The sequence below is a fragment of the Pseudomonas sp. 22189 genome (genome assembly GCF_052045635.1).
Lineage (GTDB): Bacteria > Pseudomonadota > Gammaproteobacteria > Pseudomonadales > Pseudomonadaceae > Aquipseudomonas > Aquipseudomonas parakoreensis.
This window is the reverse complement of record NZ_JBQEPG010000021.1, coordinates 43,372-57,080: the sequence shown is the minus strand read 5'-3', so window position 1 is coordinate 57,080 and position 13,709 is coordinate 43,372. Positions and strand designations below refer to the sequence as shown.

11 protein-coding genes are annotated in these 13,709 nt (G+C 60.1%); 2 read left to right on the top strand and 9 right to left on the bottom strand.

All coding sequences use genetic code 11. The features are described from left to right. Window positions 1-2: 2 nt before the first annotated feature. Both ACTJKS_RS20965 and ACTJKS_RS20960 read right to left on the bottom strand, forming a co-directional pair. Window positions 3-1,154 carry a M14 family metallopeptidase gene (locus tag ACTJKS_RS20965; protein ID WP_262949240.1) on the bottom strand — a complete coding sequence of 384 codons (1,152 nt, stop codon included), beginning with the start codon at window positions 1,152-1,154 and terminating at the stop codon, window positions 3-5. Window positions 1,155-1,636: 482 nt separating this feature from the next. Further along, window positions 1,637-1,975, bottom strand: a complete 339-nt coding sequence (locus ACTJKS_RS20960; RefSeq protein WP_003223691.1) for a DUF6124 family protein — start codon at window positions 1,973-1,975, stop codon at window positions 1,637-1,639. A gap of 131 nt (window positions 1,976-2,106) precedes the next feature. Here ACTJKS_RS20960 and ACTJKS_RS20955 point away from each other — a divergent pair, with 131 nt between their 5' ends. Further along, on the top strand, window positions 2,107-2,766 hold the full coding sequence (locus ACTJKS_RS20955; protein WP_086794635.1) for a LexA family protein: 660 nt from the start codon (window positions 2,107-2,109) through the stop codon (window positions 2,764-2,766). Between the two features lie 39 nt (window positions 2,767-2,805). Here the strand turns inward: ACTJKS_RS20955 and ACTJKS_RS20950 are convergent, their stop codons facing one another. The 4 genes from ACTJKS_RS20950 to ACTJKS_RS20935 form a co-directional block, all read right to left on the bottom strand. Further along, a complete protein-coding gene (locus tag ACTJKS_RS20950) occupies window positions 2,806-4,755 on the bottom strand; it encodes an acetyl/propionyl/methylcrotonyl-CoA carboxylase subunit alpha (RefSeq protein WP_108182298.1) in 1,950 nt (649 codons plus the stop codon). Then, window positions 4,755-5,570: a gamma-carboxygeranoyl-CoA hydratase gene (locus ACTJKS_RS20945; protein ID WP_108182299.1), complete on the bottom strand. Its 816-nt coding sequence runs from the start codon at window positions 5,568-5,570 to the stop codon at window positions 4,755-4,757. Before ACTJKS_RS20945 ends, ACTJKS_RS20950 begins: the two co-directional genes overlap by 1 nt. Window positions 5,571-5,690: 120 nt before the next feature. After that, the gene (locus tag ACTJKS_RS20940; RefSeq protein WP_262949238.1) at window positions 5,691-7,298 is read right to left on the bottom strand and encodes a carboxyl transferase domain-containing protein; all 1,608 of its coding nucleotides are present in this window, start codon (window positions 7,296-7,298) and stop codon (window positions 5,691-5,693) included. Window positions 7,299-7,310: 12 nt separating this feature from the next. Continuing rightward, window positions 7,311-8,474 carry an isovaleryl-CoA dehydrogenase gene (locus ACTJKS_RS20935; protein ID WP_108182300.1) on the bottom strand — a complete coding sequence of 388 codons (1,164 nt, stop codon included), beginning with the start codon at window positions 8,472-8,474 and terminating at the stop codon, window positions 7,311-7,313. Window positions 8,475-8,833: 359 nt separating this feature from the next. On the opposite strand from ACTJKS_RS20935, the gene ACTJKS_RS20930 reads away from it, so the two are divergent. Next, a complete protein-coding gene (locus tag ACTJKS_RS20930) occupies window positions 8,834-10,531 on the top strand; it encodes an AMP-binding protein (protein ID WP_262949236.1) in 1,698 nt (565 codons plus the stop codon). Between the two features lie 603 nt (window positions 10,532-11,134). Here the strand turns inward: ACTJKS_RS20930 and ACTJKS_RS20925 are convergent. The 3 genes from ACTJKS_RS20925 to ACTJKS_RS20915 all read right to left on the bottom strand — a co-directional run bounded on the left by ACTJKS_RS20925 (window position 11,135) and on the right by ACTJKS_RS20915 (window position 13,695). Next, window positions 11,135-12,034, bottom strand: coding sequence for a hydroxymethylglutaryl-CoA lyase (locus ACTJKS_RS20925; protein ID WP_440828984.1), 900 nt, complete (start codon window positions 12,032-12,034; stop codon window positions 11,135-11,137). Window positions 12,035-12,180: 146 nt separating this feature from the next. Next, entirely contained in the window at window positions 12,181-12,579 is a 399-nt protein-coding gene (locus tag ACTJKS_RS20920) for a MerR family transcriptional regulator (RefSeq protein ID WP_262949234.1), read from the bottom strand. Window positions 12,580-12,765: 186 nt separating this feature from the next. Then, window positions 12,766-13,695 carry a LysR family transcriptional regulator gene (locus tag ACTJKS_RS20915; RefSeq protein WP_041075049.1) on the bottom strand — a complete coding sequence of 310 codons (930 nt, stop codon included), beginning with the start codon at window positions 13,693-13,695 and terminating at the stop codon, window positions 12,766-12,768. Between the last annotated feature and the right edge of the window lie 14 nt (window positions 13,696-13,709).

Genomic DNA, 13,709 nt, shown 5'->3' with positions numbered 1-13,709 from the left:
AATCAGCGCAGGGTGTCGACCATGTCGGCGATGGTGGTCAGCACGTCTTTGCCCAACTGTTTCGAGCGTTTGCCCGACCAGCCCGTTTCTTTGTTCGGATGATCGTCGTGATCCTTGAACGGCATTTCCAGGGTCAGCGACAGGCAGTCGTATTTTTGACCGACCGCGTTGCAGGCCAGCGTCATGTTGGCCTGGCCCGGTTCGTCGCGGGTGTAGCCGAACTGGGTCTGGAAGTCCTTGGTGGTGTGCTTGAGGTGCGTGCGGAAATGCTCTTCGAGCTTCTCGATGCGCGGCGTGTAACCCGGATTGCCTTCACAACCGGCGGTGAACACGTGGGGGATTTCCTCGTCACCGTGTACGTCCAGGAACAGATCGACGCCATACTTTTCCATCTGTTGTTGTACGAAAAGTACCTCGGGGCTGACGTCCTGACTGGCGCTCTGCCAGGCGCGGTTCAAGTCCTGGCCCATGGCGTTGGTGCGCAGGTGACCGTGGAAGGCGCCGTCCGGGTTCATGTTCGGCACCAGATACAAATCGGCGCTGGCCAGCAGTCTGTTCAGCACCGGATCGTCGTGGCGTTCCAGGCGCTCGATCACGCCTTCCATGAACCATTCGGCCATGTGCTCGCCCGGGTGCTGTTGCGCGATGATCCAGATTTTGCGCTGGCTCTCGGCACCGCTGCCCTTGCGCAGTAACTGAATGTCACGCCCTTCGACGCTCTTGCCGGTGGCCAGCAGTTCGGTGCCGGCCTTGGTCAGCGCCTGCTCGATCAACCAGTCATGACGACCGCGGCTGTAGGGTTCGAAGTAGGCGAACCAGGCGTGGGTTTGTTCGGCTTCAAGGCAAAAGCGCAGGCTGTCACCTTCGAAACTGGTGGGAATGCGGAACCAGTTGACGTGGTCGTAGGAAGCGACAGCCTGATAGCCGGTCCAGGCCTTGTTGTAGGAGGACTGGCTGGCGTTGACCAGGCGAAACCAGTGCTCTTGATGAACATGCAGGCCGCTGGCTTTGAAGTGGAACCATTGAAAATGCGCGCTGCGGGTATCCGGGCGGATGGCCAGAACCGGGTTGAGCGGATTGGAGATGTCGATGACTTGGATGTTGCCGCTGTCGAAGTTGGCGCTGATGTCGAACGAAGATTTGGCCACGGTCATAATCGATTCCTGAATATGATTTTTATGGCGGCTACTTTACACGCAAGGCTGAGGTGAAACCGAGGGAAATTGCGGCTTGCGGTAGGGGGGCGTCTTCCGTGACGCGCAAGCAGCTTAGAGACTGTGCGATTGATTCTCAAGTGCCAATTGTCATTGGTTTGCCCCAATCTGGCCGGGCCAGGCTTGCCAAGCGATATTCTTTTGATATTATCCGCGCCATCGAATTTGCAGCACCCACAGACTTCATTAGCCTGAAGCCATAAGCCCGAAAAACGGGCAAAAAAAGACCCGGCAAAAAGCCGGGTCAAAAACCGTGATTAGCCTGATGAGGAGATAGTCCAGAAGACCGACCTAAGGTCTCTGGTCCATCGACTGATCTCGCGACCAGTTGCTTGCAATAATAATCATTATCATTTGCAAGTCAAACGTTTTTATCTGCGCGATTGGAAAATTCTTTCCTGTCCGTTCATTTCCCGTGTTCGTCAGAGCTGCTCGCCATCAATCGAATGGTCGACCATCGCTCGCGCCATATCCACCATATGCACCACCGAAAAGGCCAGGTCACGGCTTGCGCCCTGCAGGTTTTCGGCTGCCTTGAAGGCGGTGGCCGCTGCGCAACGCAGCAGATCCGACGCATGCACCAGCGCCTCCTCGCCGCTGAGATGGCGTTTCACGTCAAAAAAACGCTCATCGACCTCGGGTTCTGACACAGCTGGTTTCAAGTAATAATCCAGCGCTCGCTGCGCTGCCGCGTTGCCTTGAGGGGAGGTAAACGTGGTGTCCATTTGCAGATCGGGCAAGTCTTTGCTGCTGATATTCATGGTGAAGGGTCACTCCTTGTTCGATTGGAAGTCCGTGCTTTCAGGATAGTACGATGCGTAGTTGTGACCAGAATTTAAATACTACAATATGTGTTTTGCCGGCCGAAGGCGGGGCAAGTAAGGTGCCGCACATGGATAAATGGATTGAGTTGGTCAAGGCCAAGATGAGTGAACTCAAAATCACTCAAACAGAGCTCGGAGAGCGCGTCGGCATGTCCCAGGGCGGCATCGGCCATTGGCTGAACAAACGCCGCGAACCGGGCATCACCCAAATGAACCGCGTGTTGCAGGCGCTGGGCATGGACTTCCTCGAAGTCGTGCTGGTGATCCGTGAACCGCAGGAAGCGGCGGATGACGAAATGCCATTGGCACAGAAGTACAACCCGTACTTCCGCTACCCGGTCAGTGACTGGTCCACCTCGTGCGAAATCCGCGAGAGTGCAGCCACAACCTATGCTCCGACGCAGGACAAGCAGCGCTTCGAACTGACGGATTATCACGCCCGTGGTGCGGCGTTCTGGCTGACGGTGGCGGGGGATTCCATGACCGCACCGACCGGCCAGAGCATTGCCGAGGGCATGCTGATTCTGGTTGACCCTGAGGTGGAAGCGCTGCCAGGCAAACTGGTGATCGCCCAGTGGCAAGGCTGCGATGAAGCGATCTTTCGCAAGCTGGACGAAGAGGGCGGCCAGCGTTATCTGGTACCGCTCAATCCGACCTGGCCCAAAGCCTTGTTCACCGATGAGTGTCGAATCATTGGCGTAGTGGTTCAGGCCACAGCGCGTTTCTAGCCAGATCGATCCTCGTTCGGCGCAGGATCGATCCTCTGGCTACAAGGCTTCCAGTTCAACCAAAGCGCTGCCTTCGCTGACCATTTCGCCTTCCTGGCAATACAGCGCTTTGATCACTCCCGCATGGGGCGCGCGAATGCTGTGCTCCATCTTCATCGCCTCCAGCACCACCAGTTGCGCGCCGGCCTCGACCGATTGCCCGGTCTCTACCAACACCCGCACGATGCTGCCGTTCATGGGCGCAGTCAGACCGCCCTGATGGCTGTGGCTGGCGTCGACGGCGCTGATCGGGTCGTAGGTCTGAATACGCCGTAACTCGCCGTCCCATTGCAGGTGCAGCGAATCGCCCTGGCGAATGGCGCGCAAGGTGCGGCGCACGCCGTCGCGCTCGACCACCAGCGTTTCACCGCAAAGTCGGGCGTGGCTGGTGATGCCCAGCGTCAACGCCCGGTCTTGGCCCTCGCAGCTCAAGTGCAGAGTGATTTCCGCCGGCAGGCCCGCGCGCAAACCACGGTTCAAGGCCCACGGCGATCCCGGATCATCTTCCCGAACAGCGCTCGGCAAACCCTGTGCGAAAGCCTGTGCTGCGGTTTGCCAGAACTCATCGCTCAACTCCCTCGGAGCAGGCAGCAGCGTTTCCTGATAACGCGGAATAAACCCGGTATCCAACTCCGCATCGGCAAATGCCGGATGCGCGATGATCCGCCGCAGGAAGTTGATGTTGGTCTTCAAACCGCCGATCGCGAACTCATCGAGCATGCTCAACAGCCGCAGCCGCGCCTGCTCGCGATCTTCGCCCCAGGCGATCAGCTTGCCGAGCATCGGGTCGTAGAACGGCGAAATTTCATCGCCTTGCTCGACACCGCTATCGACCCGACGCCCTGGTCCCGCAGCCGATTCACGATACAAATCCAGACGCCCGGTGGCGGGCAGGAAATCATTCGACGGGTCTTCGGCATACAGGCGCACTTCAATCGCATGGCCATTGAGCGGCACTTGATCCTGGGTGATCGGTAACGCTTCGCCGCGCGCCACACGAATCTGCCACGCCACCAGATCGAGTCCGGTGATCGCTTCGGTGACCGGGTGCTCGACTTGCAGGCGCGTGTTCATCTCCATGAAGAAAAATTCGCCACGCGCATCCAGCAGGAACTCCACGGTCCCCGCGCCGACGTAACCAATCGCCTGCGCCGAACGCACCGCCGCTTCGCCCATGGCGCGGCGCAGCTCCGGGGTCAGGCCCGGGGCCGGGGCTTCTTCGACGACTTTCTGGTGCCGGCGCTGAATCGAACAATCACGCTCGTTGAGGTACAGGCAGTTGCCATGCTGATCGGCGAACACCTGAATTTCCACGTGGCGCGGTTTGAGCAGGTATTTCTCCACCAGCATTCGCGAATCGCCGAACGACGACTGCGCCTCACGCTGCGCCGAGGCCAGGGCTTCGGCCAATTGGCTGACGTCCTCGACCACTTTCATGCCTTTGCCACCGCCACCGGCCGTGGCCTTGAGCAGCACCGGATAGCCAATACGTGCGCAGGCATCGCGGAAGGTATCGATATCCTGCGCCTCGCCGTGATAGCCCGGCACCAGCGGCACGCCGGCGGTTTCCATCAACGCCTTGGCCGCCGATTTGCTGCCCATCGCGTCGATGGCTGAGGCGGGTGGACCGAGGAAAATCAGCCCGGCTTGTTCAATGGCGCGGGCGAAGCCGGCATTCTCCGACAGAAAGCCATAACCCGGATGAATCGCCTGCGCGCCGCTGGCCTTGGCCGCCGCGATCAGTTTGTCGATTTGCAAATAGCTGTCAGCGGCTTTGCTGCCACCGAGATCAACGCGGACATCCGCTTCCCGGCTGTGCCGCGCTTCGCGGTCGATGGCGCTGTGCACGGCGACGGTGGTCAGGCCCAGCGCCTTGGCGGTACGCATGACCCGGCAAGCGATTTCGCCACGGTTGGCCACCAGCAGGGTGGTGAGAACAGGTGCGCTCATCAACGCGGCTCCTTGGGGGTGGTTGCAGCTTGCCAGCTTGGCGGGCGTTTTTGCAGAAAGGCGCGCAAGCCTTCCTGGCCTTCAGGGCTGACGCGGATCCGGGCGATGGCGTTTTCGGTGTAGCGGCGCAGCGCCGGGGTCAGTGCGCCGTTGCCGACTTCGCGCAGCAGATCCTTGCTGGCGCGCATTGCGGCGGGACTGTTGAGCAGCAGATTGTCGATCCATTGTTCGACGGCTTGATCAAGCTCGGCGACCGGGTAGCTCTCGGACAACAAACCGATTTCCCGCGCACGCTGCCCGCCGAAACGTTCAGCCGTCAGGGCGTAGCGACGCGCAGCCCGTTCGCCGATGGCCTGCACCACGAACGGACTGATCACCGCCGGGGCCAGGCCGATGCGCACTTCCGACAGACAGAACTGCGCGTCATCGCTGCCAATCGCCATGTCGCAGCAACTGATCAGACCCAGCGCGCCGCCGAACGCCGCCCCTTGCACCACGGCCACGGTCGGGACTTTCAGCTTGGCGAGGTTGTACATCAGCTCCGCCAGTTCCCGGGCGTCGTCGAGGTTGGTGTGGTAATCGAGCTCGGCCGATTGCTGCATCCACGCCAGATCGGCGCCGGCGCTGAAGTGTTTGCCGCGTCCGCGCACCAGCAGGAAACGCAGGCTGGCATCGCTGGCCACCTTGTCCAGCGCCAGAATCAGTTCGCGGATCATTTCGGCGTTGAACGCGTTATTCTTTTCTTCGCGGCTCAGCCACAGGGTCGCGAAACCCCGTGGATCGCTCTGCAATTCGAGGGTGTTGAAGTCGCTCATATTCTTCCGTCTCCACGGTTCTTGTGGGAGCGAGCCTGCTCGCGAAAGCGGTGTATCAGTCGAAGTATCCGGAGCTGACAGACCGTCTTCGCGAGCAGGCTCGCTCCCACAAAAAAAGCATCACATCCGGAACACGCCGAAGCGGCTCGGTTCGATAGGCGCGTTCAGCGACGCGGACAAGGCCAGAGCCAGCACGTCACGAGTCTGCGCCGGGTCGATGACGCCGTCGTCCCACAGTCGTGCGCTGGAATAGTAAGGGTGACCCTGCTCTTCGTATTGGTCGAGGATCGGTTGCTTGATCTCGGCTTCCTGCGCGGCGCTGAAGGCCTGCCCGCTGCGTTCGGCCTGCTCGCGCTTGACCTGCACCAACACGCCCGCTGCCTGCTCGGCGCCCATTACGCCGATGCGCGCATTCGGCCACATCCACAGGAAACGCGGGTCGTAAGCGCGCCCGCACATGCCGTAGTTACCGGCACCAAAGCTGCCGCCGATGATCACGGTGAATTTCGGCACTTTGGCGCAGGCCACGGCGGTCACCAGTTTCGCGCCGTGCTTGGCGATGCCGCCGGCCTCGTATTTCTGCCCGACCATGAAGCCGGTAATGTTCTGCAGGAACAGCAGCGGAATGCCGCGCTGGCAGGCCAGTTCGATAAAGTGCGCGCCTTTCTGCGCGGCTTCGGCAAAGAGAATGCCGTTGTTGGCGAGGATCGCGATCGGGTAGCCGTGCAGGTGAGCGAAGCCGCACACCAGCGTGGTACCGAACAAGGCTTTGAATTCATCGAACACAGAGCCGTCGACCAGCCGCGCAATCACTTCGCGCACGTCGAACGGCTGTTTGGCGTCGGCGGAAACCACACCGTACAACTCATCGTTGGCGTACAGCGGCGCAATCGGCGTGCGTTGTTGCACTTCACCGAGCTTGCGCCAGTTGAGGTTGGCGACGCTGCGGCGGGCGAGGGCGAGGGCGTGTTCGTCGCTCTCGGCGTAATGGTCGGCGACCCCGGAAATCTTGCAGTGCACATCGGCACCGCCGAGGTCTTCAGCGCTGACCACTTCTCCGGTCGCGGCTTTCACCAGCGGCGGGCCGGCGAGGAAGATGGTTGCCTGGTTGCGCACCATGATCGCTTCGTCCGCCATCGCCGGCACATAGGCGCCGCCAGCGGTGCACGAGCCCATGACCACGGCGATCTGCGGAATGCCCATCGCGCTCATGTTGGCCTGGTTGAAGAAGATCCGGCCGAAGTGTTCGCGATCCGGGAACACCTCGTCCTGACGCGGCAGGTTAGCGCCGCCCGAGTCCACCAGATAGATGCACGGCAATCGGTTCTGCTGGGCGATGGTCTGCGCGCGCAGGTGTTTTTTCACGGTCAGCGGGTAGTACGAGCCACCTTTCACTGTCGCGTCGTTGGCGACGATCATGCACTCGACGCCTTCCACGCGACCGATCCCGGCAATCACGCCAGCGGCGGGAACGTCTTCGCCATACACCGCGTGCGCGGCGAGCTGGCTGATTTCCAGAAACGGCGAGCCCGGGTCCAGCAGGCGATTGATCCGCTCACGTGGCAGCAATTTACCGCGCGAGGTGTGCCTTTCCTGGGCTTTCGCGCCGCCACCTTGCGCCACGTGGGCGAGCAGGGTGTGCAGGGCGTCGACCTGTTCGAGCATTGCCGCGCTGTTGGCGGCGAACTCCGCTGAACGGGGGTTGAGCTGGGTATGCAGGATAGCCATGGACAGCTCCGTTTAGCGGGTTTCGTTGAACAGTTCGCGGCCGATCAGCATGCGCCGGATCTCGCTGGTGCCGGCGCCGATTTCGTAGAGCTTGGCGTCACGCAGCAGGCGGCCGGCCGGGAATTCGTTGATGTAGCCGTTACCGCCGAGAATCTGGATCGCGTCGAGGGCCATTTGCGTCGCGCGTTCGGCGGTGTAGAGGATCACCCCGGCGGCGTCCTTGCGCGTGGTTTCGCCGCGCTCGCAGGCCTGGGCCACTGCATACAGGTAGGCGCGGCTGGCGTTGAGCTGGGTGTACATGTCGGCGACTTTGCCCTGGATCAGCTGGAACTCGCCGATGCTCTGGCCGAACTGCTTGCGGTCATGGATGTACGGCACGATCAGGTCCATGCACGACTGCATGATCCCGGTCGGGCCGCCGGACAGCACGACGCGCTCGTAATCGAGACCACTCATCAGCACTTTCACGCCACCGTTGAGCACGCCGAGGATGTTTTCTTCCGGCACTTCGACGTCATCGAAAAACAGCTCGCAAGTGTTGGAGCCGCGCATGCCGAGCTTGTCGAACTTGTTGCTGCGGCTGAAGCCTTTCCAGTCGCGTTCGACGATGAATGCAGTGATACCGTGCGGCCCTTTTTCCAGGTCGGTCTTGGCGTAGATCACGTAGGTGTTGGCGTCAGGGCCGTTGGTGATCCAGGTCTTGCTGCCGTTGAGGACGAAACGGTCGCCGCGTTTATCGGCGCGCAATTTCATCGAAACCACGTCGGAACCGGCGTTCGGCTCGCTCATGGCGAGGGCGCCGACATGTTCGCCGCTGATCAGCTTGGGCAGGTATTTGCTTTTTTGTTCGTGGTTGCCGTTGCGGTTGATCTGGTTGACGCAAAGGTTGGAATGCGCGCCGTAGGACAGCGCCACCGAGGCCGAACCGCGGCTGATTTCTTCCATCGCCACCACGTGCGCCAGGTAACCCAGACCCGCACCGCCGTACTCTTCCGGCACGGTGATGCCCAGCAGGCCCATGTCGCCGAACTTGCGCCACAGGTCGGCCGGGAACAGGTTGTCGTGGTCGATCTGCGCGGCGCGTGGGGCGATCTGATCGGCGACGAAGGACTGAACCTGATCGCGCAGCATGTCGATGGTTTCACCGAGGGCGAAATTCAGGGATGGGTAGCTCATGGGTCACCTTTTGGCTTTTTTGTAGGGTGGGGAGGGCAGTCGAACGGCTCTCACCTTTACGTTAACGTAAGCCTGCGCTGGTTGGCTGTCAATCACCCTTTACGTTAACGTCAACTTGAGCGAGAGTAGGGGCACCTCAGGATTGAAAGCGGACTGCTTTTTTGTGGGCGCGAGCTTGTGTGGCGAGGGGATTTATCCCCGATGGTTGGCGAAGCCGACCCAAAACCTGTGAATGCGGTTCGACAGGAAAAGCTGAGGGTACGCTTCGCACACCATCGGGGATGAATCCCCTCACCACAAGGCCACCCGCAAAAAAGTGAGCTCCGGTAAACCCACTAATAAAGACAATAGGGGTCATCATGGATCAACCCAGTGCAAACCCGCAGCGCAGCTACACCCGTGGTTCCCAGAGCAAAGCCTTGCTGGCGATGACCATCGGGCAGAAGTTCGACGAGACCGTCGCGCAGTACCCGGACGGCGAGGCGCTGGTGGTGCGCCACCAGCAGCTGCGTTACACCTGGCAGCAACTGGCCGACGCGGTGAACGTGCATGCCAGAGCGCTGCTGGCGTTGGGTTTGCAGGCCGGTGACCGGCTCGGCATCTGGGCGCCGAACTGCGCGCAGTGGTGCATCACACAGTTCGCCACCGCGAAGCTCGGCGTAATCCTGGTCAACATCAACCCGGCCTACCGCAGCTCCGAACTCGAATACGTACTCAAGCAATCCGGTTGTCATTGGCTGGTCTGTGCGGGAGCGTTCAAGAGCTCCAACTATCACGGCATGTTGCAAGGCTTGCTGCCGGAACTGGCCGAACAATCCATCGGCGAACTGCGCAGTGAGCGCCTGCCGGAGCTGCGCGGGTTGATCAGCCTCGATCCGCAGCCACCTTCGGGTTTTCTCCCGTGGTCGCAACTGGCAGATCTGGCCGCCATTGTCTCTGCCGAACAATTGCGTGAACGCAGCGACAGCCTGCACTTCGACCAACCCGTCAACATCCAGTACACCTCCGGCACCACCGGTTTCCCCAAGGGCGCGACCCTCAGTCACTACAACATCCTCAACAACGGTTACATGGTCGGCGAGAGCATCGGTCTGACCCCGGGTGACCGTTTGGTGATCCCTGTGCCGCTGTATCACTGCTTCGGCATGGTCATGGGCAACCTGGGCTGCATCACTCACGCCAGTACGATGATTTACCCCAATGACGCGTTCGATCCGCTACTGACCCTGCAAACCGTCGCTGAAGAGCAAGCCACCGGGTTGTACGGCGTGCCGACCATGTTCATCGCCATGCTTGATCAACCGCTGCGGGGCGAATTCGATCTGTCGAGCCTGCGCACCGGGATCATGGCCGGTGCCACCTGCCCGATCGAAGTGATGCGGCGGGTCATCAGTGAGATGCACATGAGCGAAGTGCAGATTGCCTACGGCATGACGGAAACGAGCCCAGTGTCACTGCAGACCGGTCCATCGGACGAACTGGAACTGCGCGTCACCACCGTCGGCCGCACTCAGCCACAGCTCGAAAGCAAGATCATCGACGAGGCCGGCAACCTGGTGCCGCGCGGTACCATCGGTGAGTTGTGCACCCGTGGTTACAGCGTGATGCTCGGTTACTGGAGCAACCCGCAAGCCACCGCCGAAGCCATCGATGAGGCGGGCTGGATGCATACCGGCGACCTGGCGAGCATGAACGATGAGGGTTACGTGAACATCGCTGGGCGTAACAAAGACATGATTATTCGCGGGGGCGAGAACATTTACCCGCGTGAGCTGGAAGAGTTTTTCTTCACTCACCCGGCGGTGGCAGACGTACAGGTGATCGGCATCCCGTGCTCGCGTTACGGTGAGGAGATCGTCGCCTGGATCAAATTCCACCCCAGCCACCATGCCTCCGAACTGGAACTGCAGACCTGGTGCAAGGAGCGCATCGCGCACTTCAAGACGCCGCGTCATTTCAAGTTTGTGGAGGAGTTTCCGATGACGGTGACGGGCAAGATCCAGAAATTCCGGATGCGTGAGATCAGTATTGAGGAGTTAAAAACAATCGAACGGTAACCACCACCCCTGTGGGAGCTGGCAAGCCAGCTCCCACAGGGATGTTCGGGAATTCGGGAATTGCAGAAAGCACAAAGGGGAGCCGAAGCTCCCCTTTAATTTTGTCGTCGCGTGCTCTTTTTTATTATTGAGGGGCGGTCTGTTGTTGTTTTTGGCAACCGTGGCCCTTTACCGCTGTTTTTGGCGACCCCCATCCGGGGTCAAGAGCAAACGTATTTTTTTGAGCGCTGATCTGCTTTCTCGTTAAACGATCCAACCGATTCGGGCGCTACCTGAAGGTAGTTTTATTGTTCTCTGCCCGGTTGCGGGTCATTCCGAGGAACACCCTGAAAAGCACACCTTCTCCAAAAAAATCTGTTAGCTGCGTCTCTGCCGTGTTGTTTTTGTTATGTCAGAGTCGGTACGTCTTATTTTTATTGGTTTGCTGCTTTTTATTCTTGTTATGCCATAGAGATAGCAGAAGCCGTGCCAACTTTTTAAAACTCTTTTAAATCAATGGCTTGAGATTTTTGAAGGATTTTTCCTTCAGGCAAAACCAGACAATTTGTTTCCGTGTTACTCGACTATGCCCACGTTTCAGACACCGCGGTAACACCTTCGCCCTCACTGGGCGTTACGGGCCTTGGCCACACGCGAACCGCTCGGGCGACCGAGCACCGCACTGATCTGCTGACCCGCTGCAATCAGGGCGTCGAGGTCGATACCGGTCTTGATACCCAGGCCGTTGAGCATGTACACCACGTCTTCGGTGGCGACGTTACCGCTCGCGCCTTTGGCGTACGGGCAGCCGCCCAGGCCGGCAATAGAGCTGTCGAACACCGCAATGCCTTCCAGCAGACTGGCATAGATGTTGGCCATGGCCTGGCCGTAGGTGTCGTGGAAGTGCCCCGCAAGCTTTTCCCGTGGCACTTGCGCCGACACCACTTCGAACAACCGACGGGTCGCGCCTGCGGTGCCGGTGCCAATGGTGTCGCCGAGGGACACTTCGTAGCAGCCCATCGCGTACAGTTCACGCGCAACCATCGCCACTTGTTCCGGCGCGACCTCGCCTTCATAAGGGCAACCCAGCACGCAGGAGACGTAACCGCGCACGGTAACGCCGTGCTGTTTCGCGGCTTCCATGATCGGTGCGAAGCGCGCCAGGCTTTCGCTGATCGAGCAATTGATGTTGCGCTGCGAGAACGCTTCGGACGCAGCGGCAAACACAGCGACTTCCTTGACCCCCGCAGCCAGTGCGTCTTCAAAGCCGCGCAGGTTCGGCGCCAGTGCGCCGTAGGTCACGCCGGGTTTGCGCTGGATCTGCGCGAACACTCCGGCGGAACCGGCCATCTGTGGCACCCATTTCGGTGAGACAAAACTGCCGACTTCGATGTAGCCAAGACCGGCGGCGCTCAGGGCGTCGACCAGTTGCACCTTGTCGGCCACGCTGATCGGTTGGGCTTCGTTCTGCAGGCCGTCACGCGGGCCGACTTCGATCAGGCGTACTTGGGAGGGGAGGGACATGGGGTTGACCTGTAATTATCTAAAGACTGCGGATGCCCCCTTGTGGGAGCGAGCTTGCTCGCGAAAGCGGTGGATCAGTCGACGAAAGATTTGAGTCGGACCGTATTCGCGAGCGAGCTCGCTCCCACAGGGGATAGGTTTTTCCGTTAAATAGCCTGCTGACCCTTGAGCGTCTGCTCCAACGCCTGCACGCAGCGTTCTTCCGCGGTGTCGAGTTCCAGCTTCATCTGTTCGATGTCGAGCAGCTGCTGCTCGAGCTGTGCCCGGCGCTCGCTGATTTTCGCCAGCATGCTGTTGAGCTGTTTGGTGTTACCGCTGGACGGGTCGTAAAGTTCGATCAACTCGCGGCATTCGGCGAGCGAGAAACCAATGCGCTTGCCGCGCAGGATCAGCTTCAGGCTGACCTTGTCGCGGGGTGAATAGATGCGTTCCTGGCCACGGCGCTCAGGGCTGAGCAGGCCTTGCTCTTCATAAAAGCGGATCGCCCGGGTGGTGATGTCCAGCTCGCGGGCGAGGTCGGAAATGCTGTAGGTCTGGCTGCTCATGAAAGCGCTCGAAAAAAGGTCTTGGCGCTAAGCTAATGGCGAGTTGACGTTTACGTCAAGGTTCAAAATGTGTGGCGCTAGTGCTGGCCTCTTCGCGAGCAGGCTCGCTCCCACAGGATCAGTGGCGTGCACAAGTCCATGTGGAAGCGAGCCTGCTCGCGAAGAACGAAAACGCGGTAGCCAGCCTTACACCTTATCGAGCTTCTTCTCCTGCGCCGCCACTTGCTGGCACAACTCGATGATCTGCTCACGCATCCAACGGTTGGCTGGGTCCTGGTCGGTGCTCTCATGCCAGTAAAGGTGAGTCTCCACCGGCGGCACGTCGTTGACTGGAAGGTTGAACGCATGCAAGTCGTTGCGCCGGGCAAAACGCTCGGGCACGGTCATGACCATATCGGTCTGCTGCATGACCTGCGACGCCATCAAGTAATGCTGCGAGCGCAGGGCGATCTTGCGCTGAATGCCCATTTTCCCCAGGGACAGATCGACATAGCCCAGACCGCTGCGGCGGCTGGAGATGTGGATATGTGTCAGCGACAGGTAATCGTCGAGGCTGAGTTTTTCCTTGCCCGCCAGCGGATGACCCTTGCGCATTGCACAGACGTAACGGTCTTCCATCAGCTTGACGTGACGCACTTGCGGATCGGTGTTGAGCGGCGCATCCACGGCGAAATCCAGACGCCCGGCCGCCAGTTCCTTGGTGGTTTCACGGCGTTTGGACAGGAAACTCTCGATGATCACCGTCGGCGCCAGACGCCGCAAACGCTGGAACAGCGGCGGCAGAATCACCGCCTCCGTCAGGTCGGTCATGCTGATGCGGTAAGTCTTCACCGCCTGCGCCGGGTTGAAAATCCGGCTCTCTTGGACCGACACCCGCAGTAGCGACAGCGCGTTGCGCACCGGGCCGATGATGTTCTGCGCCATCGGCGTCGGCACCATGCCCTGAGCGGTGCGCACGAACAGCGGGTCATTGAAGGTTTCGCGCAACCGCGCCAGCGCGTTGGACACCGCCGGCTGGGTAATCCCGACAATCTGCCCGGCGCGGGTCAGGTTGGCTTCGGTGTAGATCGCGTCGAAGACGATGAAAAGGTTGAGGTCGACCTTACTCAGATTCATTACGCGGCTTCTCT